Source organism: Sneathiella sp., from assembly GCF_036844445.1.
In the GTDB taxonomy this organism is placed as follows: domain Bacteria; phylum Pseudomonadota; class Alphaproteobacteria; order Sneathiellales; family Sneathiellaceae; genus Sneathiella.
The window spans coordinates 179,046-205,692 of record NZ_DAIUFV010000004.1 but is presented as its reverse complement, the minus strand read 5'-3'; the positions used below and the strand labels follow the sequence as shown (position 1 = coordinate 205,692).

General features: G+C 59.4%; 23 protein-coding genes. All 23 read left to right on the top strand.

What is annotated here, in order from left to right; all coding sequences use genetic code 11:
- Positions 1-24 precede the first annotated feature (24 nt).
- Complete coding sequence (gene nuoG / locus V7Z56_RS09870) at positions 25-2,076, top strand: NADH-quinone oxidoreductase subunit NuoG (RefSeq protein WP_334129255.1); 2,052 nt, start codon at positions 25-27, stop codon at positions 2,074-2,076.
- Complete coding sequence (nuoH, locus tag V7Z56_RS09865) at positions 2,069-3,091, top strand: NADH-quinone oxidoreductase subunit NuoH (protein WP_334129254.1); 1,023 nt, start codon at positions 2,069-2,071, stop codon at positions 3,089-3,091. The genes nuoG and nuoH overlap by 8 nt, the downstream gene beginning before the upstream one ends.
- A gap of 72 nt (positions 3,092-3,163) precedes the next feature.
- Positions 3,164-3,652, top strand: a complete 489-nt coding sequence (gene nuoI / locus V7Z56_RS09860) for an NADH-quinone oxidoreductase subunit NuoI (RefSeq protein WP_334129253.1) — start codon at positions 3,164-3,166, stop codon at positions 3,650-3,652.
- A gap of 63 nt (positions 3,653-3,715) precedes the next feature.
- Positions 3,716-4,330 (top strand): NADH-quinone oxidoreductase subunit J, encoded by a 615-nt coding sequence (locus V7Z56_RS09855; RefSeq protein WP_334129252.1) that lies wholly within the window; start codon positions 3,716-3,718, stop codon positions 4,328-4,330.
- 9 nt (positions 4,331-4,339) lie between these two features.
- A complete protein-coding gene (nuoK, locus tag V7Z56_RS09850; protein ID WP_334129251.1) occupies positions 4,340-4,648 on the top strand; it encodes an NADH-quinone oxidoreductase subunit NuoK in 309 nt (102 codons plus the stop codon).
- A 12-nt stretch (positions 4,649-4,660) separates the two neighbouring features.
- Positions 4,661-6,598, top strand: a complete 1,938-nt coding sequence (gene nuoL, locus V7Z56_RS09845; protein ID WP_443023787.1) for an NADH-quinone oxidoreductase subunit L — start codon at positions 4,661-4,663, stop codon at positions 6,596-6,598.
- A 3-nt stretch (positions 6,599-6,601) separates the two neighbouring features.
- On the top strand, positions 6,602-8,113 hold the full coding sequence (locus V7Z56_RS09840; protein WP_334129249.1) for an NADH-quinone oxidoreductase subunit M: 1,512 nt from the start codon (positions 6,602-6,604) through the stop codon (positions 8,111-8,113).
- 14 nt (positions 8,114-8,127) lie between these two features.
- A complete protein-coding gene (nuoN, locus tag V7Z56_RS09835; RefSeq protein WP_443023776.1) occupies positions 8,128-9,567 on the top strand; it encodes an NADH-quinone oxidoreductase subunit NuoN in 1,440 nt (479 codons plus the stop codon).
- A complete protein-coding gene (locus V7Z56_RS09830; protein ID WP_334129247.1) occupies positions 9,564-10,343 on the top strand; it encodes a biotin--[acetyl-CoA-carboxylase] ligase in 780 nt (259 codons plus the stop codon). The genes nuoN and V7Z56_RS09830 overlap by 4 nt, the downstream gene beginning before the upstream one ends.
- A gap of 15 nt (positions 10,344-10,358) precedes the next feature.
- Positions 10,359-11,138: a type III pantothenate kinase gene (locus V7Z56_RS09825; protein WP_334129246.1), complete on the top strand. Its 780-nt coding sequence runs from the start codon at positions 10,359-10,361 to the stop codon at positions 11,136-11,138.
- Positions 11,135-12,814, top strand: a complete 1,680-nt coding sequence (locus V7Z56_RS09820) for a ribonuclease J (RefSeq protein WP_334129245.1) — start codon at positions 11,135-11,137, stop codon at positions 12,812-12,814. Before V7Z56_RS09825 ends, V7Z56_RS09820 begins: the two co-directional genes overlap by 4 nt.
- A gap of 12 nt (positions 12,815-12,826) precedes the next feature.
- Entirely contained in the window at positions 12,827-13,231 is a 405-nt protein-coding gene (gene mce / locus V7Z56_RS09815; RefSeq protein WP_334129244.1) for a methylmalonyl-CoA epimerase, read from the top strand.
- Between the two features lie 3 nt (positions 13,232-13,234).
- Positions 13,235-13,495 carry a DUF1467 family protein gene (locus tag V7Z56_RS09810; protein WP_334129243.1) on the top strand — a complete coding sequence of 87 codons (261 nt, stop codon included), beginning with the start codon at positions 13,235-13,237 and terminating at the stop codon, positions 13,493-13,495.
- Between the two features lie 3 nt (positions 13,496-13,498).
- Positions 13,499-13,909 (top strand): hypothetical protein, encoded by a 411-nt coding sequence (locus tag V7Z56_RS09805; protein WP_334129242.1) that lies wholly within the window; start codon positions 13,499-13,501, stop codon positions 13,907-13,909.
- A gap of 79 nt (positions 13,910-13,988) precedes the next feature.
- Positions 13,989-15,308 carry a proline--tRNA ligase gene (gene proS, locus V7Z56_RS09800; RefSeq protein WP_334129241.1) on the top strand — a complete coding sequence of 440 codons (1,320 nt, stop codon included), beginning with the start codon at positions 13,989-13,991 and terminating at the stop codon, positions 15,306-15,308.
- A 20-nt stretch (positions 15,309-15,328) separates the two neighbouring features.
- Positions 15,329-16,552 carry a lipoprotein-releasing ABC transporter permease subunit gene (locus V7Z56_RS09795; RefSeq protein WP_443023786.1) on the top strand — a complete coding sequence of 408 codons (1,224 nt, stop codon included), beginning with the start codon at positions 15,329-15,331 and terminating at the stop codon, positions 16,550-16,552.
- Positions 16,545-17,225 carry an ABC transporter ATP-binding protein gene (locus tag V7Z56_RS09790; protein WP_334129239.1) on the top strand — a complete coding sequence of 227 codons (681 nt, stop codon included), beginning with the start codon at positions 16,545-16,547 and terminating at the stop codon, positions 17,223-17,225. The genes V7Z56_RS09795 and V7Z56_RS09790 overlap by 8 nt, the downstream gene beginning before the upstream one ends.
- Before the next feature lie 160 nt (positions 17,226-17,385).
- A complete protein-coding gene (locus V7Z56_RS09785) occupies positions 17,386-19,170 on the top strand; it encodes a hypothetical protein (protein WP_334129238.1) in 1,785 nt (594 codons plus the stop codon).
- 459 nt (positions 19,171-19,629) lie between these two features.
- Complete coding sequence (gene dnaE, locus V7Z56_RS09780; RefSeq protein WP_334129237.1) at positions 19,630-23,109, top strand: DNA polymerase III subunit alpha; 3,480 nt, start codon at positions 19,630-19,632, stop codon at positions 23,107-23,109.
- A gap of 225 nt (positions 23,110-23,334) precedes the next feature.
- Positions 23,335-24,150 (top strand): 30S ribosomal protein S2, encoded by an 816-nt coding sequence (gene rpsB / locus V7Z56_RS09775; protein ID WP_334129236.1) that lies wholly within the window; start codon positions 23,335-23,337, stop codon positions 24,148-24,150.
- 79 nt (positions 24,151-24,229) lie between these two features.
- Complete coding sequence (tsf, locus tag V7Z56_RS09770; protein WP_334129235.1) at positions 24,230-25,153, top strand: translation elongation factor Ts; 924 nt, start codon at positions 24,230-24,232, stop codon at positions 25,151-25,153.
- A 144-nt stretch (positions 25,154-25,297) separates the two neighbouring features.
- A complete protein-coding gene (gene pyrH, locus V7Z56_RS09765; protein ID WP_334129234.1) occupies positions 25,298-26,014 on the top strand; it encodes a UMP kinase in 717 nt (238 codons plus the stop codon).
- A 73-nt stretch (positions 26,015-26,087) separates the two neighbouring features.
- On the top strand, positions 26,088-26,645 hold the full coding sequence (gene frr / locus V7Z56_RS09760) for a ribosome recycling factor (RefSeq protein ID WP_334129233.1): 558 nt from the start codon (positions 26,088-26,090) through the stop codon (positions 26,643-26,645).
- Positions 26,646-26,647 lie beyond the last annotated feature (2 nt).

Sequence of the window (26,647 nt, the reverse complement as noted above, 5' to 3'; positions counted from 1 at the left end):
GGCCGGCGGCGCGGGGAGCGTAAAATGCCAACACTTACAGTAGATGGTGTAGAAGTCACGGTCGAGGCCGGCGCAACGGTTTTGCAGGCATGCGAGGTTGCGGGCGTGGAAATTCCGCGTTTCTGCTATCACGAACGCCTGTCGATCGCCGGCAACTGCCGGATGTGCCTGGTCGAGATGGAAAAATCTCCCAAGCTGATCGCCTCCTGCGCCATGCCTGCGGGCGATGGTATGGTTATTCACACCAACACCCAGAAAGTACGCGAAGGCCGTGAAGGCGCGATGGAGTTCCTGCTGATCAACCATCCGCTCGACTGTCCGATCTGCGATCAGGGCGGCGAGTGCGACCTGCAGGACCAGTCGATGGCCTACGGCTCGGGCAACAGCCGCTTTCTCGAGCACAAGCGCGCCGTGACGGAAAAATACATGGGGCCGCTGATCAAGACGATCATGACCCGCTGCATCCACTGCACCCGCTGCATCCGCTTTGCGAGCGAGGTTGCGGGCGTCGAAGAGCTCGGCGCGATTTATCGCGGCGAGAATATGCAGATTGTCACCTATCTCGAACAGGCGCTCGACAGCGAGCTTTCCGGCAACATCATCGATCTCTGCCCGGTTGGGGCGCTGACCTCGAAGCCTTACGCCTTCACGGCGCGGCCGTGGGAGCTCAGCAAGACCGAGAGCATCGACGCACTCGATGCGGTGGGCGCGAATATCCGCGTCGACAGCCGTGGGCGCGAGGTGATGCGCGTGCTGCCGCGTCTCAATGAGGACATCAATGAGGAGTGGCTGTCGGACCGCTCCCGCTTTTCCTATGACGGGCTGAAGGTCCAGCGTCTCGACACACCTTATGTCCGCCGGGACGGAACGCTGCAGCCGGCCGGCTGGGGCGAGGCGTTCGATGCCATCGCGGCCCGCCTTGACGGCCTTGCCGGGGACAAGATCGGCGCTATTGCCGGCGATCTCGCCTGTGCGGAAAGCATGAAGGCGCTGAAAGACCTGATGGACGCGCTCGGCTCCCCCAATATCGACTGCCGCCAGGACGGCGCAGCGCTCGGCGGCGGCAGCCGGGCCGGCTATCTCTTCAACTCGACCATCGCCGGGATCGAGGAGGCGGATGCGCTTCTCATCATCGGCAGCAATCCACGCCATGAAGCCGCGCTGATCAATGCACGGATCCGCAAACGCTGGAAGGCCGGCAATTTCCCGATCGCGCTGATCGGGGAAAAGACGGATCTGACCTATGCCTATGATTATCTCGGCGCCGGCCCGGCAACGCTTGCCGATCTTGCCGAGGGCAAGCATTCTTTCGCCGATGTTCTGAAAAATGCCGAGCGACCGATGCTCATCATCGGGCAGGGCGCGCTCGCCCGGCCTGACGGGGCGGCGGTGCTGGCCCTCGCAAAGAAGGTCGCCGACAGCTTCGGCCTTGTCCGCGACGGATGGAACGGCTTCAACGTCCTGCATACGGCCGCGGCGCGCGTTGCCGGTCTCGATCTCGGCCTGCTGCCGGGTGAGGGGGGCAAATCCGCCCTTGAGATGCTGGATGGATCGCTCGACATTCTCTTCCTGCTGGGGGCCGATGAGATTGACACGAGCCGGCTCAAGGACACCTTCGTAATCTATCAGGGCAGTCATGGCGATGTCGGGGCGAGCGCGGCGGATGTTATTCTTCCCGCCGCCGCCTATACGGAAAAGGATGCAATCTGGGTCAACACGGAAGGCCGCGTCCAGCTTGGCCGGCGCGCCGTATTCCCGCCGGGCGATGCGCGCGAGGACTGGACGATACTTCGCGCACTTTCGGAAAGACTTGGTAAAACATTGCCTTATAACACTCTTTTAGAGCTTCGTGAGAAGATGGTCGAGGCCGCACCGCATTTTGCGGAGGTCGATCAGGTCGTTGCGGCGGAATGGGGCGAGTTCGGCGCGGAAGGGCCGCTCACGGAGGCCGCTTTCGTCAATCCGATCACGGATTTCTACCTGACCAATCCGATTTCCCGTTCCAGCCGGATCATGGCAGAGTGCAGCGCAACCTTTTCGAAAGTAAAAACTGAGGGGACTGGTACAAATGGTTGATCTTTGGGATTTATACCTGCTGCCAGGCCTTACCATCGTCGGGCAGGTCCTCTTGATCGTTGTGCCGCTGCTGGTCGCGGTGGCGTATCTCACGCTCTATGAGCGCAAGATCATGGCCGTGATGCAGCTCCGCCGCGGGCCGAACGTGGTCGGTCCCTTCGGGCTGTTACAGCCCTTTGCCGACGGCGCGAAGCTCTTCTTCAAGGAAACGGTTGTCCCGACAGGCGCAAACAAGGTTCTGTTCCTTATCGCGCCGATGATCACCTTTATCCTCAGCCTGATCGCCTGGGCGGTGATCCCGTTTGACGCCGGTTGGGTGCTCGCGGACATCAACGTCGGCATCCTCTATCTCTTCGCGATCTCCTCGCTCGGCGTTTACGGCATCATTATTTCGGGCTGGGCGTCCAACTCGCGCTATCCCTTCCTCGGCGCGCTGCGCTCGGCGGCGCAGATGGTGTCTTACGAAGTCTCTATCGGCTTCGTGATGATCACCGTGCTGCTGTGCGCAGGCACGCTGAACCTTTCGGGCATCGTCGAATCCCAGCGTGGCTCGCTTGGGCTGCTGAACTGGTGGTTCGTGCCGCTGTTCCCGATGTTCATCATCTTCTTTATCTCGATCCTCGCGGAGACCAACCGGCATCCGTTCGACCTGCCGGAGGCGGAAGCGGAGCTGGTTGCGGGCTATCAGACGGAATATTCGTCGATGGCGTTCGCGCTCTTCTTCCTTGGCGAATATGCCAACATGATCCTGATGAGCAGCATCTGCACGGTGCTGTTCTTGGGCGGCTGGCTGCCGCCGGCGGATTGGGCGATCTTCACCTGGATCCCGGGCATCGTCTGGTTCGGCATCAAGGTGGCGATCCTGCTGTTCGTCTTCGTCTGGGTCCGGGCGACGCTGCCGCGCTATCGCTATGACCAGCTGATGCGTCTCGGCTGGAAGGTGTTTCTGCCCTTCTCGCTGTTCTGGGTGGTGCTGACGGCCGGGGTGCTGGTGTATTTTGATATCGCGCCGTAAGGCTTTGCGATCGTCGCTCGGGGCGCAACTCCCGGGCGGACTGAAATTTGAGAGTGAAAAGGCTGATTGAAAATGAGCTTTATCGACAAACAGGCACGCAGTCTGCTGCTGACGGAAATCGTCGTAGGTCTGGCGACGACCTTCCGTTACATGTTCAAGACGAAGGCGACCATCAACTATCCCTATGAGAAGGGACCGCTCAGCCCGCGGTTTCGCGGCGAGCATGCGCTGCGCCGTTATCCCAACGGGGAAGAGCGCTGCATTGCCTGCAAGCTCTGCGAGGCGGCCTGTCCGGCGCTTGCCATCACCATCGAGGCGGAACCGCGCGAAGACGGCAGCCGCCGCACCACGCGTTACGACATCGACATGACGAAATGCATCTACTGCGGCTTCTGTCAGGAAGCCTGTCCGGTCGATGCCATTGTTGAGGGGCCGAATTTCGAGTTTGCCACCGAAACCCGCGAGGAGCTGTTCTATGACAAGCAGAAGCTGCTCGATAACGGCGACCGGTGGGAACAGGAGATCGCCCAGAATCTGGTTGCCGATGCGCCCTACAGATAACATGAAGAAGTTTATGACAGCCATGCAGATGACGGATCTGAACACAACGGGAGGAGGGGCGCGATGATTATCACGGCACTTGCTTTCTATCTTTTCGCGGCCATGACCGTTGCCTCCGCCTTTATGGTGATCGCGGCACGAAACCCGGTCCATTCCGTGCTGTTTCTGATTCTCGCGTTCTTTAATTCGGCCGCGCTCTTCGTCCTGCTCGGGGCGGAGTTCATCGCAATGATCCTCGTTGTCGTCTATGTCGGCGCGGTCGCGGTGCTGTTCCTGTTCGTCGTGATGATGCTCGATATCAACTTCGCCGAACTCCGCCAGGGGTTCCTTCAATATCTGCCGATCGGTGCTCTGGTCGGCATTATTTTATTGATTGAGCTGATCCTTGTTGTGAGCGGCTGGGCATTGTCGCCGGAATCGGTTGAGATCGCGGCGCTGTCGGCGCCGGCGGCGTCGGAGCTCACCAATACGGAACAGCTTGGACATATTATCTACACGGATTACGCCTACCTCTTCCAGGCGGCCGGGCTGATCCTGCTGGTCGCGATGATCGGCGCCATCGTGCTGACGCATCGTCAGCGTCCCGGTGTGCGCAGACAGAGTATCGCCGAGCAGGTCTATCGTCCGACCGAAAAGTCGGTGGCGATCCGCAAAGTCGAGCCCGGACAGGGAGTGTAAGGGGGTATCATGGAAATCGGTCTTGCACATTACCTGACGGTGTCGGCAATCCTGCTGACGCTCGGCATCTTCGGCATTTTCCTGAACCGGAAAAATGTCATCGTCATCCTGATGTCGATCGAGCTGATCCTGCTCGCGGTGAATATCAACCTCGTCGCTTTTTCAGCTTTCCTCGGCAATCTGGTCGGGCAGGTGTTCTCGCTGTTCGTGTTGACGGTTGCCGCCGGTGAGGCGGCGATCGGGCTTGCCATTCTCGTTGTTTACTTCCGAAATCGTGGCACCATTGCGGTTGAGGACATCAATCACATGAAGGGTTAAGACAGAAACATGATGTATGTCCTCATTGTTTTCCTGCCGCTGATCGCGGCGTTGCTCGCGGGGTTATTCGGCCGCAGCCTCGGCGATCGCCCGAGCCAGATCATCACGTCGGGCGCGGTGATCGTGAGCGCCGTCCTCTCCTGGGTCGCGCTCTACCAAATCGCGTTTCAGCAGACGACGGAAACGATAGAACTGCTGAAATGGATCGATTCCGGCGACTTCGACGTGTCCTGGGCGCTCCGGATCGACAGCCTGACGGCCGTCATGCTGGTTGTGGTCAACACGGTCTCGGCGGTCGTCCATGTCTATTCCATCGGCTACATGTCGTATGATCCGCACAAGCCGCGCTTCATGGCCTATCTTTCCTTCTTCACCTTCGCCATGCTGATGCTGGTGACCGCCGACAACTTCGTGCAACTCTATTTCGGCTGGGAAGGCGTCGGTGTCGCGAGCTATCTGCTGATCGGCTTCTGGTACAACCGCCCCTCCGCCAATGCGGCGGCGATCAAGGCATTCGTTGTCAACCGCGTTGGCGACTTTGGTTTCGCGCTCGGCATTATGGCGATCTATTTCACCTTCGGCTCCGTGAGCTTTGGCGAGGTCTTCGCCGCCGCGCCGGAACAGGTGGGCCAGTCGTTCGAGTTTTTCGGCCTTGAAGTCGATGTGCTGACGACCATCTGCCTGCTGCTCTTCATCGGCGCGATGGGTAAATCGGCGCAGCTTGGCCTGCATACATGGCTGCCGGACGCCATGGAAGGCCCGACGCCGGTCTCCGCGCTCATCCACGCGGCGACGATGGTCACCGCCGGCGTCTTTATGGTGGCGCGCTGCTCGCCGATTTTCGAATATTCGCCGGACGCCCTTATGGTCGTTACCGTGATCGGCGCCTCGACAGCCTTCTTCGCGGCGACGGTCGGCCTTGTGCAGAATGACATCAAGCGCGTCATCGCCTATTCGACCTGTTCGCAGCTCGGCTACATGTTCTTCGCAATCGGCGTCGGCGCGTATCCGATCGCCATCTTCCACCTCTTTACGCACGCCTTCTTCAAGGCGCTCCTCTTCCTCGGCGCGGGTTCCGTCATTCACGCGGTCTCGGACGAGCAGGATATGCGCAACATGGGCGGCCTCTGGAAGCACATCAAGATAACTTACGTGATGATGTGGATCGGCTCGCTCGCCCTTGCCGGCGTGCCGTGGTTCGCAGGCTATTATTCGAAGGACGCGATCCTTGAAGCCGCCTTCGCTGCGGGCACCAATGTCGGCTACTATGCCTTCGCGCTCGGTATTGCCGCGGCTGTGCTGACCGCCTTCTATTCCTGGCGTCTGCTGTTCATGACCTTCCACGGCGAGCCGCGGGCAAGCAAGGAAGTCATGCACCACGTTCATGAAAGCGGCAATGTCATGCTGATCCCGCTCTATGTGCTGGCGGCGGGCGCAGTCCTCGCGGGCGCGCTCTTCTACGGCCCGATGGTCGGCGAGGGGCATGAGGCTTTCTGGGGTTCGGCGATCTTCATTCATCCCGAAAACCACATCCTGCATGATTTCCACAATGTGCCGGGCTGGGTGATTGCCGCGCCGCTCGTTGCTACCGCGCTCGGGATCCTCGTTGCCTACAACATGTATATCCGCCGGCGCGACATTCCGGGCGAGCTTGCGAAGACGCATTCGGGGCTCTACCAGTTCCTGCTGAACAAATGGTATTTTGACGAGCTTTATGATTTCCTGTTCGTCCGCTCGGCAAAAGCCATTGGCCGGTTCTTCTGGAATTTTGGCGATGTCAAAGTAATTGACGGCCTCGGCCCCGACGGCATCGCCGGGCGGGTGCTGGTGCTGGCGCAGCGCGCCTCGCAGCTTCAGAGCGGTTATGTCTATCACTATGCCTTTGCCATTCTGCTCGGCATCGTAGTCTTCGTTTCCTATTACTTCTTTTTCTTCGCGGGTGGACAGTAAGTCATGCTTGATTGGCCAATCTTATCAACAGTGACCTTCTTGCCACTGGTCGGGGTGGCACTTATCCTCCTGACCAGCGCCAAGTCGGAGTCTGCTGCCCGCAACGCCCGCTGGGTGACGCTCTGGACGACGCTGTTCACTTTTGTGATTTCGCTGTTTATCTGGATCAATTTCGATAACAGCACGGCAGACTTCCAGTTCGTCGAAAAGGCCGAGTGGCTGGGCGGCAACATCAACTATCATATGGGCGTCGACGGCATTTCGATGCTGTTCGTGATCCTGACCACCTTCCTGATGCCGCTTTGCATTCTGGCGAGCTGGGACGCGATCACGGTCCGGGTGCGCGAATATATGATCGCGTTCCTGTTCATGGAAACGCTAATGATCGGTGTTTTCTGCGCCCTCGACATGGTGCTGTTCTACCTGTTCTTCGAAGGCGGCCTGATCCCGATGTTCCTGATCATCGGCGTCTGGGGCGGCAATGACCGGGTCTACGCGAGCTTCAAGTTTTTCCTCTATACGCTGCTCGGATCGGTGCTGATGCTGGCGGCGATGATTGCGATGTATTTCATCGCCGGAACGACGGATATCCCGACGCTGATCGCCTATAACTTCGACAGCAACCTGCAGTTCTGGCTGTGGCTCGCCTTCTTCGCCTCTTTTGCGGTCAAGGTGCCGATGTGGCCAGTGCATACCTGGCTGCCCGATGCGCATGTTCAGGCGCCGACGGCGGGCTCGGTTATCCTGGCCGGCGTCCTCCTGAAGATGGGCGGCTACGGCTTCCTGCGGTTCTCGATCCCGATGTTCCCGGAAGCCTCGGTCTATTTCGCGCCGCTTGTCTTTGCGCTTAGCGCCATCGCCATCATCTACACCTCGCTGGTCGCGCTCGTGCAGAAGGATATGAAGAAGCTGATCGCCTATTCATCGGTCGCGCATATGGGCTTTATCACCATCGGTGTCTTCACCTTCACCCAGCAGGGGCTGGAGGGCGGCATCCTGCAGATGATCAGTCACGGTATTGTCTCGGGCGCGCTCTTCCTCTGCGTCGGCGTCATCTATGACCGCCTGCACACGCGCGAGATTGCGCGTTACGGCGGCCTTGTCCACCGGATGCCGAAATACGCGCTGATCTTCATGATCTTCACCATGGCCACCATCGGCCTGCCGGGCACGAGCGGATTCGTTGGCGAATTCCTGATCCTCGTCGGGACCTATCAGGTCAACACGACGGTTGCGGTTTTCGCGACCATCGGCGTGATCCTGAGCGCGACCTACAGCCTCTGGCTTTATCGCCGGGTCGTCTTTGGCGAACTGGTGAAGGAAGATCTCAAAAACATCATGGATGTCGGGCGGCGCGAGCTGCTGATATTCGCGCCGCTGGTGATCGTTGCATTCTGGATCGGCATCTATCCCGAGCCGTTCCTGGATGTCATGCATGCCTCCGTTCTCAATCTGATGGAACATCATGAGGCGGCGATCGAAGCCGGGCAATCAGTCATCAATGCGTCCAGGTAGATAGGTTTAAAGAAATGGTTTTGCCTGATTTTTCAATCGCACTTCCGGAAATCTTCCTCGCGTTGACGGCCCTTGCGCTGCTGATGATTGGAGCGTTTCGCGGAAATGGATCGACAACGCTGATCGGCTGGCTGTCGGTCATTGCGCTCGCGGTGACGGCGTTCCTCGTCCAGCTTGACGGGGAGAGCAGTGTCACGGCCTTCGGCGGGCTCTATCGCGACGACGCGTTCGGCATTTTCATGAAGATCCTCTGCCTCGGCTCCTCCGCTTTCGCGATCGTTATGGCGATCGACTATAACCGGCGCGAAAAAATCGAACGGTTCGAGTTTCCGATCCTGATCATCATTGCCACCATCGGCATGATGATGATCGTCTCGGCGAACGACCTGATGAGCCTTTATGTCGGCATCGAGCTGATGAGCCTCTCGCTCTATATCACCGCAGCCTACAAGCGCGACAGCATTCGCTCGACGGAAGCGGGCCTGAAGTATTTCGTGCTCGGCGCGCTATCGTCCGGCTTGCTGCTCTACGGCGTCTCGCTCATCTACGGCTTTACCGGCACGACGAATTTCGACCTGCTGGCGAACTCCTTCGCCCCGGGCGGCCCGGCTATCGAGGTCGGCCTGCTGATCGGCATCGTGTTCCTGATCGCCGGTCTTGCCTTCAAGGTCTCGGCGGTGCCCTTCCATATGTGGACGCCCGACGTCTATGAAGGGGTGCCGACGCCGGTCACCAACTTCTTTGCCGCCGCGCCGAAGGTTGCCGCCATTGCGCTGTTCCTTCGCGTCTTTATCTCGCCGTTTGGCGAGTTGGTCGACCAGTGGCAGCAGATCATCGTCTTTATCTCCATCGCCTCGATGATCCTCGGCGCCTTTGCCGCGATCAACCAGAAGAATATCAAGCGGCTAATGGCCTATTCCTCGATTGGTCATGTCGGCTACGCGCTGATCGGCCTTGCCGCCGGCACCGAAGAAGGGGTGCGGGGCGTTCTGATCTACATGGCGATCTATGTTGTCATGAATATCGGCACCTTCGCCTGCATTCTCTCGATGCGCCACCGTGACGGCATGGTCGAGGATATCTACCAGCTCGCCGGCCTCAGCAAGACGCGGCCCTATATGGCGCTCGCCTTCCTGCTGTTCATGTTCAGCCTTGCCGGCATTCCGCCGCTCGCCGGCTTCTTCGGCAAGTTTTATATCTTCGTTGCGGCGATCAATGCAGGGCTTGTTCCGCTCGCCGTGATCGGTCTGGTAACATCGGTGGTTGGCGCCTACTATTATCTCAGGATCGTCAAGATCATCTATTTCGATGACGCGGCGGAAGGCTTTGAGCCGAGCGGACGGATCCAGTCCTTTGTCATGACGGTCGCGGGGCTCTTCGTCGCGCTCTTCGTCGTGTTCCCGGGCCCGCTTCTTGACAGCGCCTCGGCCGCGGCGGCCGTGCTGTTCCCGTGACGCCAGCGGCCAGCGGTATTGTTGATCTGCCCCCGTTCTTCAGGCTTTTTGCCTTTGAAAGCGTGGGCAGCAGCAATGTCGAGGCGCGCAAGATGGCCGATGCAGGCATGGGAGAGGGGGCGCTCATCTGGGCTCGCCGGCAGGAGCAGGGGGTCGGCCGGCGCGGTCGCTCCTGGTCCAGTCCGGAGGGAAATCTCTACTGCTCGCTGATCCTCCGTCCTGACTGCGAACCGGCCGAGGCGGCGCGGCTCTCATTTCTCGTGGCATTGGCGATCCGCAAGGCAATTGCCGGCTTTCTGGCGCCGGATATTCCACTCGAGCTTAAATGGCCGAATGATATCCTGATCAACCGACGCAAATGCGCCGGCATCCTTCTGGAAAGCAAGATGCGCTCCGATGGCCGGATGGATTATGTTATCATCGGCACCGGGATCAATATCGCAAGCTACCCGGAAAAGACCGACGGCCTCGCCGCGACGTCACTTTTTGAGGCCGGCGCAAATTTGCGCGTTGAAGAGTTGCTGTCCGCCTATGCCCACGCCATTTTGGAACTCTATATGCAGTGGCGCCAGCACGGGTTCGACGCTGTGCGTCAGGAATGGCTGGCGCATGCGACAGGGATCGGAGAGCCGATCACGGTCCGTCTTGCGAGTGAGACCCTGCACGGGACGTTCGCCGGGCTTGACCGGACGGGAGCATTGATACTGGAACTCGGGCCGCAAGAAAAACGGCTGATAACGGCGGGAGAGGTGTTCCTCTCGCCCCGTGCCGATTAAACACAGGAGGAGTATATGTTACTGGCGGTGGATGTCGGAAATACCAATATCACCTGCGCGGCTTTTCAGGGGCGGGAAATGGTGCAGCAGTGGCGGATCGCCACGTCGGGCTCGCGCACGGCGGAGGAATATGGCGTTCTGATGAGCCAGGCGATGGCGCTCGACAATATGAAGCTCGCCGATATCACCGATGTAATCGTCGCCACCGTCGTTCCCGAGACGCTGTTCAACATCCGCGGCTTCTGTCGCCGCTATTTCGGCGTCTCGCCCCTGGTGATCGGCGAGGAAGGGGTCGATCTTGGCATGAAGCCGATGATCGACACGCCGGCGGAAGCGGGCGCGGACCGGCTCGTCGATGCGGTTGCGGCGCATATCCGCTATGGCGGCCCGCTGATCGTCGTCGATTTCGGCACCGGAACGACGCTCGATGTGGTGGATGCGGATGGCAACTATATCGGTGGCGTCATCGCGCCCGGCGTCAATCTCAGCCTCGATGCCTTGCACCGCGCCGCGGCGAAACTGCCGCGCATCGCCGTCGAGAAGCCCGGCCGGGTGATCGGCAAGAACACGCTCGAATGCATGCAGTCGGGGATTTACTGGGGCTATGTCGCGATGATCGAGGGGCTGGTCGCGCGCATCCGTGCCGAATATGGCGAAAATCTCAAAATCGTCGCGACCGGTGGCCTTGCCGTGCTTTTTGACAAGGGCACGGATATTTTCGATTTCGTCGATCCCGATCTCACCCTCGCCGGACTTGTCGAGATTTTCTATCTTAACAAGCCGATGGCAACATGACGAAACTCGACCAGAAGCTGAAGCAAGGCCTCTATTTCCTGCCCCTTGGCGGGAGCGGGGAAATCGGCATGAACCTCAACCTCTATTGCTGTAACGGCAAGTGGCTGATGATCGACTGCGGGATTTCCTTCGCCGATGACCGGGCGCCCGGAATTGATGTGATTGTTCCCGACGCCGGCTGGATTGCGGAGCGGCGCGAGGATCTGCTCGGCATCATCGTGACCCATGCGCATGAGGATCATGTGGGGGCGGTCGCAAGGCTCTGGCCACAGTTTCGCTGCCCCGTCTACACCAGCCCGTTCACGGCCGAGATCCTCACCCTCAAACTGGCGGAGGAGGGACTGGAGAATGAGGTCGAGGTGAATGTGGTTGCCGCCGGCAGCTCCATGGCGCTTGGCGAGTTCCGGATCGATTTTGTCGATCTCACCCACAGCATTCCGGAAATGCAGGCGCTGATGATCACGACGCCTTTCGGGCGGGTGCTGCACAGCGGCGACTGGAAGCTCGATCCCGATCCGGTGGTCGGCCCGGCGAGTAATCTTTCCAAGATGGCGCGGGTCTCCGAAGGCGGGGTCCTTGCAATGGTGTGCGATTCGACCAACGTGTTCAAGGAAGGCGTCTCCGGCTCCGAGCTTGCCGTGCAGAACAGCCTCGACAGCCTGCTGCAGGAGATCCCCTCAGGCCGCGTCGCAGTCACCACTTTTGCCTCGAATATTGCCCGCCTCAAGACGATCGCGAAGGTGGCAGAGCGCAACGACCGGCATGTCGTGCTTGTCGGCAGATCGCTGCACCGGATGACGGATGCTGCGAAAAAAGTCGGATATCTCAATGATTTGCCGCCTTTTATTGATGAAAGGGACGCGGAGCATATCCCGCGCGACAAGCTGCTGCTTCTCTGCACGGGCAGCCAGGGCGAGCCGCGCGGCGCGATGGCGCGCATTGCGCGCGGCGAGCATCCGCATATCACGCTCTCCGCCGGGGACACGGTTATTTTCTCCTCAAAAGTTATCCCGGGCAACGAGAAGCCGCTTTACGGGCTGCATAACCTGCTCACCGAAAGCGGGATTAACGTCATCACGGAAGCCGATGAATTTGTTCATGTTTCCGGCCATCCGGCGCGCGAGGAACTGACCGATATGTATGGCATTGTGAAGCCCGATATCGCGATTCCCGTACATGGAGAGGCGCGTCATATCCGCGCCCACTGCGAGCTTGCGCTGTCACTTGGCGTGCCGCAGGCGATCGAGATCACCAACGGCAACGTGCTGCGCCTTGCGCCGGCGCCGGCCGAAATCATCGCCGACGTTCCGTCCGGCCGGCTGGCGGTCGATGCGGGCGGGCTGACACCGCTCGACGGCGAATTTCTGACGACGCGGCGGCGGCTTGTCTATAACGGGTCGGTCAGCGCCGTGGTCCTCGTCAATGAAAAGGGCCAGATCACGGAAGATCCGATAATCCGCCAGCGCGGCGTCGTTGATGAAGACCATTTTCCGCAGTTGCAGCGGGAACTGATCGACCAGATCATGACAAGCCACAGCCAATTGGCGCGCAGCGACCGACTGGATGATGGAAAAGTTGAGGAAACAGCGCATAATGCCGTGCGCCGGGTTTTTCGAAGACTTGCCGGGCGGCGCCCGGTGACCGATATATATGTAATCAGATTTGACGATGAATAAGGAAGGTGGAAGATGATTGGACGTTTGAACCATGTCGCGATTGCGGTGCCGGATCTTGAGGCGGCGGCGGCGGTGTATCGCGATACCCTCGGCGCCAAGGTGAGTGCGCCGCAGGCGGAACCCGATCATGGCGTTACCGTGGTTTTTGTCGAGCTCGACAATACGAAGATCGAACTTCTGCATCCGCTTGGCGACAATTCGCCGATCGCCGGCTTTCTCGCCAAGAACAAATCTGGCGGCATGCATCACGTCTGCTATGAGGTCGAGGATATCATCGCCGCCCGCGATCATCTGAAGGCGCAGGGGGCAACGATCCTTGGCGATGGCGAGCCGAAAATCGGCGCCCACAAGAAGCCGGTTCTATTCCTCCACCCGAAGGATTTCAACGGAACCCTGGTTGAACTCGAACAGGTATAGCTCATGTCTATCATCGGCAGCGTCGTCGTCTTTCTGGTAACCTGGATGCTCGTTCTCTTCATGGTGCTGCCGTGGGGCGTCCGCCCGCAGGGCGAGGAGGACGAGCCGATTGTTCCGGGCACTGCGGAGAGCGCGCCGGTAAAGCCGAAAATCTGGACGAGGTTTGCGATCACCACTCTGGTGACCTGTATCATCTTCGCCGCCATCTGGGTTGCCGTCGATCTCGATGTGTTTGATCTGCGCGCCTATTTCCAGGCGAGGTGAGAGATGATCGCCCGCTCTCTTGCAGTGGCCTGTCTCGGGCTGCTCACTATTGAGAGCGCATGGGCTGCCGATGTCCGGCTGACGGTCTCGCGGAGCGACTGCGACAGGATCGCCCGGCATCTGGCGGCGCCCGACGTCGCCTACAAGGCCGGCATGGATGTTCACGGCCGCCCCGTCGCCCCGGCGGATGTCGGGGGCGACGAGATCGTGATACCGGAGCGGATATTTATTTATTTATCGATACCTCTCAATGACTTGCTGGTAAATCATAATCCGAAGCTTTCAAATGCAGATGCCTTTGTCGGCGCCATTCAATACGACATGGCGAGCGGGCGGATGTATTTTAATGATGAGGAGCTCGCCGATCCCGCGCTCAATGCGATTGCGGTTGAATGTCGCAAACGCTATCCATGAGCGGAGGCCTTGCAATCTCTGCAAATCCCGGTAAAAGTCGGGAAACTGAAATCACAATCCGATACGAACCGAGGCCCTGATGCGTCTATCCCGTTTTTTTCTCCCGACCCTCAAGGAAGACCCGAAAGAGGCACAGATCGTCTCGCACCGGCTGATGCTGCGGGCTGGAATGATCCAGCAATCCTCGGCCGGAATTTATAGCTGGCTGCCGCTCGGCTATCGCGTTTTGAAGAATATCGAACAGGTCGTGCGTGAGGAGCAGAACCGGGCGGGCGCGCTCGAAATCCTGATGCCGACGCTACAACCGGCGGATCTCTGGCGGGAATCGGGGCGGTATGATGATTACGGCAAGGAAATGCTGCGCATCACCGACCGCCATGAGCGCGATATGCTCTACGGGCCGACGAATGAGGAGCAGGTGACGGATATTTTCCGCTCGCATATCAAAAGCTACAAGAACCTGCCGCTCAATCTCTATCATATCCAGTGGAAATTCCGCGATGAGGTCCGGCCGCGTTTCGGGATCATGCGCGGGCGCGAATTCCTGATGAAGGACGCCTATTCGTTCGATCTGGATTATGAAGGCGCACGAACGGCTTACAATAATATGTTCGTGGCGTATCTCAAGACATTTGCGCGCCTCGGCCTCAAAGCCATTCCGCTCCGCGCGGATACCGGACCGATCGGCGGCGATCTCTCGCATGAGTTCATTGTCCTTGCCGATACGGGCGAGAGCGAGGTGTTCTATCACAAGGGCCTGCTAGATCTCGAGACGCCGCAGAAGGAGAGCTACAGCGCGGACGAGTTGCAGGCGGTCGTGGATGAGTGGACGCAGTTCTACGCGGCCGCCGATGATATGCATGATCCCGCAAACTGCGATGTGGCGCCGGAGGATCTCGTCTCCCGCCGCGGCATCGAGGTCGGGCATATCTTCCATTTCGGCGATAAATATTCAAAGCCCATGGGCGCGGTGGTCACCGGCCCGGACGGCAAGGAAGTGACCGTCTCCATGGGCTCCTACGGCATTGGCGTTTCGCGGCTGGTGGGCGGCATCATCGAGGCGAGCCATGACGAGGCGGGCATCATCTGGCCGGAAAGCGTTGCCCCCTTCAAGGTCGGGCTGATCAATCTCAAATCCGGGGATGGCGCGTGCGACGCGGCGTGCGAGGATTTCTACGCGAAGCTGACGGCCGCCGGCATCGAGCTGCTCTATGACGACACCGCCGGGCGCGGCGGCGAGAAATTCGCCAAGATGGATCTGATCGGCCTGCCCTGGCAGGCGGTGATCGGTCCGCGCGGCGTTGCGGCGGGCATGGTGGAGATCAAAAACCGCGCCAGCGGCGAGAAGCAGGAGCTTTCGTTTGAGGCCGCGCTCAACCTGCTGGCGGGCCGGGCCTAGTGTTTTCCCGCTTTGAATGGATGATGGCGCTCCGCTACCTTCGGGCCCGGCGGCAGGAAGGGTTTATTTCCGTCATCGCCATTTTCTCCTTTCTCGGGATCGGTCTTGGCGTCGCGACGCTGATTATCGTCATGTCGGTGATGAACGGCTTTCGCGCCGAACTGCTGGATCGCATTCTGGGTCTGAACGGTCATTACGAAGTGCGCGCCCCGGCCGAGGAAACGCTGACCGACTATCCACGCCTGATCACGCGGCTCTCGGCCATTCCGGAGGTGGTGCGTGTCACCCCGATCGTCGAGGGGCAGGTGATGGCGTCGGGCAAGGAGGCGAGCGGGGCGCTCGTGCGCGGCATCACGCCCGAAGATATCGCGGCGCTCACCGTGATATCGGAGGGGCTCATCGAGGGATCGCTCGAGACGTTCGGCGAGAATGAATCCGTCGTGCTCGGCTATCGACTGGCGCGCACGCTTGGCGTTGGCGCGGGCGACAAGGTGAAGCTGATCTCGGCGGCCGGGACGCCGACCGCCTTCGGCACTATGCCGCGGGTCAAGACCTATGACGTTGCGGCTCTTTTTGATACCGGTATGTATGAATATGACAGCGGCTATGTCTATATGTCGCTCGCGGCCGCGCAGAATTACTTTCGCACCGGGGAGGGGGTGACGGCGCTTGAAATCTTCGCCGAAGATCCCGAACAGGCGCTCCGGATCCGGAGCGCGGTCATCCAGGCGATTGATGTGCGCGCTTTCGTCTATGACTGGCAGCAGTCGCGCGCGAGTTTTTTCAACGCCCTGCAGGTTGAGCGCAACGTCATGTTCCTGATCCTGACGCTCATCATCCTTGTCGCTGCCTTCAATATTATCTCGAGCATGATCATGCTGGTGAAGGACAAGGGGCGGAGCATCGCCATCCTACGGACCATGGGCGCAACGCGGGGGATGATCATGCGTGTCTTCTTCATTTCCGGGGCGAGCGTCGGCGTCGTCGGCACCTTGTTCGGCTTCCTGCTCGGGCTTGGTTTCTGCGCCAATATTGACCGCATCAAAGAGTTGATCGAAGGGCTGACAGGCGCCGAGCTGTTCTCGGCGGAAATTTATTTCCTCTCGCATCTGCCGGCCAAGGTGGATCCCTCCGAAGTGACGGTCGTCGTGATCATGGCGCTTGTTCTCTCGCTGCTTGCGACGCTCTATCCGTCGTGGCGCGCGGCGCGGCTCGATCCGGTGGAGGCGCTCCGCTATGAGTGAGGCAGTCCTGCAGCTTGAAAATGTCAGCCGCGTCTATGTCCAGGGACAGGCGCGGCTGACGGTGCTGGAAAATGTCAATCTGACGCTTCGGCAAGGGGAAATCGTCGCACTGCTTGGTCCGTCCGGATCAGGGAAGTCGACGCTTCTGCATATCGCCGGGCTGCTTGAGCCGCCGAGCAGCGGCACCGTGCGTATCGACGGGATCGATTGCAGCCACGCGCGCGACAGCAAGCGGACCGCCGTCCGCCGCGACAGGATCGGTTTCGTCTACCAGTTTCATCATCTGCTGCCCGAATTTTCGGCGCTTGAGAATGTGATGATGCCGATGCTGATTGCCGGGATTGCAAAGGCGGAAGCGCGGACGTGGGCGCGTGCGCTTCTTGTCCAGATGGGGCTGGAGGCGCGGCTCTCGCACCGGCCCGCCAAACTCTCCGGCGGGGAGCAGCAGCGCGTCGCGATTGCGCGGGCACTTGCCAATAATCCGAAAGTCCTGCTGGCGGATGAACCGACGGGCAATCTCGATGAGCAGACGGCCGAAATGGTGTTTCGCCATTTCCTTGATATCACGCGCGAACGCGGGACGGCCGCACTCGTCGCCACCCACAACATCGATCTCGCCCGCCGTATGGACCGGATCATTCGTGTCCGGGATCATCAGCTGGTGGAAGAATAGCCGCACGGGGCCTCAGTTCCGGTCGTTGTTCCTGAATTTCCCCATTGTCATGCAGAGATATGAGACGCGCGCGTTTTGATGTAAATTTATGCACTTTTAAGTTGAACATTCTCAAATCATGCGCATCTAGAGGTCTCTTTTTATTCCTCTGGAGGCGATTATGTCTGGAAAACAACTTTCAGCATTTTCGGGCAGGACGGTAGCCCGTCAGTTCCGCAAAAACCTGTATTACCTCGCTAAACGCACTGTCTTTACGCAGGATGCGCTGTTTGGCATGGAGGACCGCTTCAACATCAAACGAATGCTCGATCTGGAGAAGTCCGGCGGGCCGTCGATGCTCATGAATGTGAAAAAATATGAGATTATGACGCCGTTTCTCGCCGGCTCCAAGGCCGTCGTGGATAACGATGATCTGACCCGTCTCTTTGAATTGAACACGACCACTCAACGTGAAACGGAAATTTACAAATTATTTCCACTCAGCGTCTTGAAATCCGTCCAGAAACGAAACGGACTATTCGAAATCAGTTTCCAATATTCCGATGATCGGGACCAGTGGTCGCCGGACAGTCTCCTGCGGGCGATTGTGAAGCACGGCAAGGCCAAGGTTCTCGGTGCGAGGACGGACGCGCTGTTCTGGAGCTATCTCAAGCGGTTGAAGTTGACACGCGATGATATCGACGAAATTTTCAGCGTCATCGATCCGGCGAGCGTTATTGTTTCAACCAAACGGCTGCCGAAAGACAAGGTCGACATGCACGTCGAATCTGTCGAGGCGGCGGACATTACGATGCCGTCCTATACCGATATTGAGTTCGGTACTTTCTTCCTCGGGGATGAGAAGGAGGAGGATCAGCTGCCGCGGATGCAGTACAATATGGCCTGCGTTGTGAACGGCGGGCATCTCATTCCGACGCGAACGATCTCGACCTGTCTCTCTGACATGCTTGATCTGTTAAAAAAGGAAGACGAGGAGGCGTATCGGGGCAAGCTCGCCGAGTTTTTGCTGATGACCAAAGGCGACACGTCGAAGAAATGCCGTTCGGAACTTATTTTCGACTATTTGCGCAAAATGCCGCTGTTTGACTGCATATTTTCGCAAGAGTCCGAATTTATGACCAATAACGTCGCGGCGCTCGCGGTCAAAGCCGACGCGTATTTACTTAATCTGGTCAAGCCTTCCGAAGCGCTTTTGGTGAATCTGCAACTGCCCTATGTGCTGGGCGAGGCACCGCTCATTGTGACATTGCTCGTGCGTCTTGATGAACGGGGTATGATCGATGTGAGTGAGCTGTTGACGAGCGAGGGCGACCCGCTTTCCCTGACGGCGGAGAAGCTGGACAAGCGGCTCGAGAATTCCGTTAAATATTGCGGGACGCCGGCCGCCAACATCTGCGTCCTCGAAAATCCGGAGGATATAACGGACATTATCACCGCGGTAAAGGAAGCGCTCGGGAAGAAAAATGCGAGCGAGAAGGATCCTTGCAAGATCTTTGAAAACCGTCTCGACGCGTTGTTCGAGCTGTTCAGTGACAAGCGCGTCAAGCTCCGCTACCTGAACGGTAATCGGCTCGCCTTGTCGGCGAAAAGTGACGGATGGCATGAGCGGCAGTGTGCCGTGGAGGCGACGTCACTTGTGAATTTCAAGCGTGTGTCAAAGAGTTATCCAGTTAAAACCATTACAATACCCGTAGGTGAGGGAGCCGGACTGTGGGAGGAGATTGATCCCGACGCGATCGAAAATTACGAATGGTTGCCCTGCTGGACGGTCCAGATCGATGAAAGGTTCGCGAAGGAAAGGGCGGTGAGCACGCTGCCTAAAGGCTTTCCGCTGCCGGCTTTTTATCCCGAACATATCGGCGCCGCATCTCCTCTCAACCCGATAAACACGACCTGGAAGCTGATGACCTACAACGAGTTTCTTGAGCTCACGAAAGAGGGCTGAAGCCTGAGATAGGCCTGCGGTCTCGCGTTTATTGCGCGGACCGCGGAACTTCGGAGCGTTCGGATATTGCGTATGGCGCGCAATCTCCAGCGCTCCTTTTCCTGATCTAAATCCATCTTCGCAATCCTCCTTGGTGTTCCTTAAAAAATCACGATTGACAAAAGAACATAATGAGAACATTATCGCTTCAGAACAAAAGGAGAACTCTGATGACGATCGAGCAAATCATTAAAGGCGGACTGGAAGGCGGCGCGTTTGCGGGCGCACTCTGGATGATGGTGTTCTGGGCGGATATCGTCGCAGGTCTTGCCGGCTGACTGACCGCGCGGGGGCGCGTCTGGGGCACGCTCCGCGCCCGGATCACAAAAAAAATAGCAGGAGAGGGAGTGTCAAGGCCTTACCTTTGCGAAAGGACATGTCATAGTGGGGCGGCTCAAATCAGTTTCCGGAGACCTGCTGTTGCCTGCCTCGCAAAATTTGCTTCGCTTTGTTCATTTGCGCGTTCATTCCGCCTACTCGCTCTCGGAAGGGGCGGTGTCGGTGAAGGAAATGCTCGCGCTCTGCAAGGCGGAAGGAATGCCGGCGGTGGCGATTACCGACACCAGCAATATGTTCGGCGCGCTGGAATTTTCGCTTGCCATGATGGGCGGCGGGGTGCAGCCGATTATCGGATGCCAGCTTGCCATTTCGCGCGAGAAGGATGTCGACAGAAGCGGCCGGCGGCCGGAGCCCGATCCGCTGGTGCTGCTGGCGCAGAACGAGACGGGCTATAACAACCTTCTGAAGCTGACGTCGGAGGCGTTCCTCAAGACCGATGCGGGCGAGACGGCGCAGGTGCCGCTCGCCTCTCTTGCCCGCCATTCGGACGGAGTCCTCTGCCTCACCGGCGGTGTCGGCGGGCCGCTCGGGCGGCTTGTCGCGGCGGATCAGGAGGCGGCGGCGAAAAGCTATGCGCGCGCGCTGATGGAGATTTTCCCAAGCCGCCTCTATATGGAGATCCAGCGGCACGGGCTCGCCATTGAAAAGCGCACCGAGCCCGGTTTTCTCAAGCTCGCCTATGATCTCGATATTCCGCTCGTCGCGACCAATGAGGTGTTTTTTGCGCGCCGCGACATGTATGAGGCGCATGATGCGCTGCTCTGTATCGCGGCGGGAAAATATGTCGGCGATCAGGACCGGCCAAAACGCACGCCTGAGCATTACTTCAAATCGCAAGCGGAGATGGTCGAGCTTTTCTCCGATCTGCCGGAAGCGATTGATAATACGCTGGTGATCGCCCGGCGCTGCGCCGTCGCCGCGCCGAAGCGCGATCCGATCCTGCCGGCCTTCAATTCGGCCGAGGGGCGCGATGAGGCGGGCGAGCTTGCCGCCATGGCGACGAAGGGGCTCGAGGCGCGGCTCGCCAACGAGGTCTTCACGCCCGAAATGGGCGAGGCGGAGCGGGCGGCGAAGCGGGCGGAATATACCGAACGGCTCGATTACGAGATCGGCGTCATCAACCAGATGGGCTTTCCCGGCTACTTCCTGATCGTTTCCGACTTCATCCAGTGGTCGAAGGAAAATGACGTGCCGGTGGGGCCGGGGCGTGGTTCGGGCGCGGGCTCGCTGGTCGCCTGGGCGCTCACCATCACCGATCTCGATCCGATCCGCTTCGGCCTGCTGTTCGAGCGCTTCCTGAACCCCGAGCGCGTCTCGATGCCGGACTTCGATATCGACTTCTGCCAGGACAAGCGCGAGCAGGTGATCCATTACGTGCAGCAGAAATATGGCCACGACCAGGTGGCGCAGATCATCACCTTCGGAAAGCTGCAGGCAAAGGCGGCGGTGCGCGACGTCGGGCGTGTGCTGCAGATGCCCTATGGGCAGGTCGACCGGATCAGCAAGATGATCCCGGCCAACCCGGCCAATCCTGTCACCTTGAGCCAAGCGCTCGAGATGGAGCCGCGCCTGCGCGAGGAGCGGGCGAACAGCCCCGAGGTCGCCAAGCTGCTCGAGATCGCGTTGCAGCTCGAAGGTCTCTATCGCCACGCCTCGACCCATGCGGCCGGCGTCGTGATCGGAGACCGGCCGCTCGATGAGCTGGTGCCGCTGTACCGTGATCCGCGCTCCGATATGCCGGTGACGCAGTTCTCGATGAAATATGCGGAGACGGCGGGGCTGGTGAAATTCGACTTTCTCGGCCTCAAGACGCTGACCGTGCTCGACCGGGCGAAGGACCTTCTCGCGCGCCGCGGCATCGAGGTGGACTACGCTCGCGTGCCGCTCGATGACCCGGCGGTTTTCAAGCTCCTCTCGAGCGGCGATACCATCGGCATATTCCAGCTTGAAAGTTCGGGCATGCGCGACATGCTGCGCAAGATGCGCCCCGACGCCTTTGAGGATATCATCGCCATCGTCGCCCTCTACCGGCCGGGACCAATGGAGAACATCCCGACCTATATCCGCCGCAAGCATGGCGAGGAGGAGCCGGACTATCTCCATCCGAAACTCGAGCCGGTGCTGAAAGAGACCTATGGCGTCATCATCTATCAGGAGCAGGTGATGGAAATCGCCCGCACGCTCGCGGGCTACAGCCTTGGCGATGCCGATCTCCTGCGCCGCGCCATGGGCAAGAAAATCAAGTCGGAGATGGATGAGCAGCGCGCTATCTTCGCGGCGGGCGCAAAGAAAAAAGGCATCCCAACCAAAGACGCGACGCATATCTTCGAGCTGGTCGCGAAATTCGCCAACTATGGCTTCAACAAGTCGCATGCGGCGGCCTACGCGCTTGTCTCCTATCACACCGCATGGCTGAAGGCGAATTACCCGGTCGAATTCATGGCCGCCTCCATGAGCCTCGATATGAACAATACCGACAAGCTCAATATCTTCCGCCAGGATCTGGAGCGCATGAAAATTCCCGTCCTGCCGCCCTGTCTCAACAAGTCGGAGGTGGAGTTCTCGGTCGAGTTCGAGGGCGATCAGGGCGCGGTGCGTTACGCGCTTGCCGCCATCAAGAACGTCGGGCGCGAAGCCATGGCCGGCATTGTCCGCGAGCGCGAGGTAAACGGGCCCTATAAGGATCTCTATGATTTCGCGGGCCGGCTCAACCCGCGTCACATGAATAAACGGCAGGCGGAAAATCTGGTCCGTGCCGGCGCGTTCGATGCGCTACTCGATCACCGCGCCCAGGTGTTTGCTGCGATCGAGACGCTGCTTCGCTATGCCCATCAGGCGGAGGAAGAGCGCGATTCCGGTCAGGTCAACCTGTTCGGGGCGGCGACGGAAGCGGTCGTGACGCGCCCCGCGCTGCCAAACGTTGCCCGCTGGACCGCGATGGACCAGCTGAAGCAGGAGTTTGATGCCATCGGCTTCTATCTCTCCGGCCATCCGCTCGATTCGTGGGAGAGCACGCTCGACAAGGCGGGGGTGCGAAGCTCGGCGGGCTATCTCGCCAATCTCGGCCTTAGCGAAAGCGCCGGGCTGCTTGCCGGCACGGTGATGGGCAAGCGCGAGCTCAGAACGCGCAAGGGCAAGCCGCTCGCCTTCGTGCAGCTCTCCGACAGCAGCGGCGCGTTTGAGGTGACGATGTTCGCCGAGACGCTTGATAAATATCGCGACCTGCTCGTGGTCGGGCAATCGCTCGTGCTCCGCGTTGTCGGCAATCTCGATGGCGATCAGCCGCGCCTGACGGTGCAGAGCGTGCAGCGGCTCGAGAGCCTCGCCGCCAATATCGCCGATGGGGTGCGGCTGTTTGCAAATGATGATACGCCGCTCAATGATATTGCCGCCATCCTCAAGCAGGGCGGGCGCGGGCGGGGACGGGTCGCGCTCGTCCTCAATCTGGAGACGGAGGGGCGGGAGATCGAGTTTGATCTCTCCGATCAGGTGAATATCACGCCTGCGGTCCGTCAGGCGCTGAAATCGACGCCCGGCATCATCGATGTGCATGATATCTAGGAGGCGGCCGTGCGAACGGACGCGGTCCTGCCCGAATGGCGCTGAAATCTGCGTCTTTCGATATTTTTTCCTTGCATCGCGCCGCCGTCCGGCATATCAACCGGACTGTTAATTTCACACGCGGGCTTTGGGCGGGGTTGTGTTGATCCCGGCCTTCCGGTGTTCGTTGGATAGTCCGGCGAACCACGGCCTGCGGAGGATCAACCGGAAAAGGAGATTGCAGATATGGCTCTGCCAACTTTTACTATGCGTCAGCTGCTGGAAGCAGGCGTTCACTTTGGTCACCAGTCCCGCCGCTGGAACCCGAAAATGGGTCCCTATATTTTCGGCGCCCGTAACAAGATTCACATTCTCGACCTGCAGCAGACCGTGCCGATGCTCTATCAGGCGCTGAAAGCCGTGCGCGACACTGTTGCCGGGGGCGGCCGTGTCCTCTTCGTCGGCACCAAGCGTCAGGCATCTGACGTGGTTGCGGAAAGCGCCAAGCAGTGCGCGCAGTTCTATGTCAACCACCGCTGGCTCGGCGGCATGCTGACCAACTGGAAGACGGTCTCTGAGTCCATCAAGCAGCTCCGCAAGCTCGAAGAACAGCTCGCCGGCGAGCATACGGGCCTGACCAAGAAGGAAGTCCTCAAAATGACCCGTCAGCGCGACAAGCTTGAGCGCGCGCTCGGCGGCATCAAGGACATGGGCGGCCTGCCGAACATCATCGTCGTCATCGACACCAACAAGGAAGAGCTTGCCGTTCAGGAAGCAAACAAGCTGGGTATCCCGGTTGTTGCCATCCTCGACAGCAACTCCGATCCCGACGGAATCGCATATCCGGTTCCGGGCAACGACGATGCGCTGCGCGCGATCAGCCTTTACTGCGACCTCTTCAAGCAGGCCGTGATCGACGGTATCTCCATGGAAATGTCGAGCCAGGGCACCGACCTCGGCGCGGCGGAGACGCCTCTTCTGGAAGAAGAGCTGCCGGAGGAGGAGAGCGGCGAGGCAGCTTCGTCTGCTGATGAAGAAGGCGCCGGCGCGTCCGCCTCTTAAATCTGAGCGAAACGCCCCTATATATCGGCGAGAGCCGGGGGCGCTTTCCCGTTTAAGCAACAGAATGTGAGGATAGGTTATGACTGCGATTACAGCGGCACTTGTGAAGGAATTGCGCACCGTTTCCGGTGCCGGCATGATGGATTGTAAGAAAGCGCTGACGGAAACCAACGGCGACATGGAAGCTGCGATCGACTGGCTGCGGACCAAGGGTCTTGCAACGGCCGCCAAGAAATCGGGCCGCGTTGCGGCCGAAGGCCTCGTTGCGGTGGTCGTCAGCGGCACGAGCGGCGCGATGGTCGAGGTGAACGCCGAGACCGACTTCGTCGGCCGCAATGATGAGTTTCAGGCACTGGTCAGCGGTATTGCCGCGGTTGCCCTTGAAAAGGGCGATGACCTTGACGCGATCAAGGCAAGCGCCTTCCCGGGCGGCGCCATTTCGGTCGAGGAAAAGCTGACCGAGTCGATTGCCACCATTGGTGAGAATATGGCGCTTCGCCGCGCCGTGAAGCTGGGTGTCGCAAAGGGCGCGGTTGCCTCTTACGTCCATAACTCGGTGGCCGAGGGCCTTGGCAAGATCGGCATTCTCGTCGCACTCGAGAGTGAGGGCGATGCGGAGAAGCTGGCCGCACTTGGCAAGCAGATCGCCATGCATATTGCGGCGACCAACCCGCAGTCCATCAGCGTCGCGGATCTCGATCCGGCGGCCGTTGAGCGGGAGCGGGCGGTTCTCTCGCAGCAGGCGCGGGAATCCGGCAAGCCGGAGGCGATTATCGCCAAGATGGTCGAAGGCCGTCTCAGCAAATTCTACCAGGACGTCGTCCTGCTCGAGCAGACCTTCGTGATCGACGGCGAAAGCACCGTGAAGGCCGCCATTGACGCGGTCGCCAAGGAGATCGGCAAGCCGATCACGGTGTCCGGCATGGCCCGCTTCGCGGTTGGCGAGGGGATCGAGAAGGAAGAGAGCGATTTTGCGGCGGAAGTTGCGGCTGCAGCACGCTGATAATCGCATGTGAGGAAGGGATATGGCGGTTCCGCGCGGGGCCGCCATATTTTTATGCCCGCATCGCGGCTTTTCAAATCATACTTTTTATGTATGCTGTCAGCCACACGCCCTTACCCTTAGGTCTTTGTTTTAAGGAAAAACATGTCCACTACGCCTCGCTACAAGAGGGTGCTTCTGAAATGTTCGGGGGAGGCTCTCCTCGGAAGCCAGCAATATGGTATTGATGTTGAAACGGTTTCCCGAATAGCCCAGGATATCGGTGAGGCCCATGCAATGGGCGTTGAGGTGTGTGTCGTCGTCGGCGGCGGGAACATCTTCCGCGGCGTTTCCGGCTCGGCCAAGGGCATGGATCGCTCCAGCGCCGACTATATGGGGATGCTGGCGACGGTGATGAATTCCCTCGCGCTCCAGAACGCGATCGAGGCCCTCGGCATGACGAGCCGGGTGCTTTCCGCCATCCCGATGTCAGCGGTCTGCGAGCCCTATATCCGCCGCCGCGCCGAGCGGCATCTGGAGAAGGGGCGGATCGTGATCTTTGCGGCCGGCACCGGTAATCCCTATTTCACGACGGACACGGCCGCGGCCCTTCGGGCGGCGGAAATGAAATGCGATGCGCTCCTTAAAGGCACCAATGTGGACGGCGTCTATGACAAGGACCCGCGCGAGCATCAGGACGCAACGCGCTATCAGACGCTGAGCCACCTTGATGTCCTGGCGAAGGATCTTAAAGTCATGGATGCTGCGGCGATTTCTCTCGCCCGGGAAAACGGTATTCCGATCCTCGTCTTCTCCATTCAGGAGGATGGCGAGTTCGCCCGCGTCCTTCGAAAAGAAGGGCGCTTCACAGAAGTTGTCTAGCGATTTTAACAGGTCGGACGTAAGTTAAGAACATGAAGGCCGGCGTTTGGTACCGGCGATGGAGGAGATGAAGATGGCGGCGCCAGATATGAAGGATCTTGAAAAACGCATGCAGGGGGCACTTGAAGCGCTCAAGCATGAATTTTCAGGGCTGCGCACCGGCCGGGCCCATGTCAGCCTGCTGGATACGATCATGGTGGAGAGTTACGGCGCAATGATGCCGATCAACCAGATCGGGACCGTCAGCGCGCCGGAACCGCGCATGCTGAATGTTCAGGTCTGGGACAAGGCCAATCTCAAAGCCGTGGAAAAGGCGATCCGCAACTCCGGCCTCGGCCTCAATCCGATGGTGGATGGCATGACTGTGCGCGTGCCGATCCCCGAACTGACGGAGGAGCGCCGTGCGGAACTTGCCAAGGTTGCCGCAAGCTACGGCGAGAATGCCAAGGTGGCGATCCGCAACGTGCGCCGTCACGGCATGGACCAGGCGAAAGCCGCCGAGAAGGATGGCGATTTCTCCGAAGACGCGCGCAAGAAATGCGAAGACGCCATCCAGAAACTGACCGACAGCTACGTCGGAAAAGTCGACGAGCAACTGGCGGAGAAGCAACAGGAAATCATGCAGGTCTGACA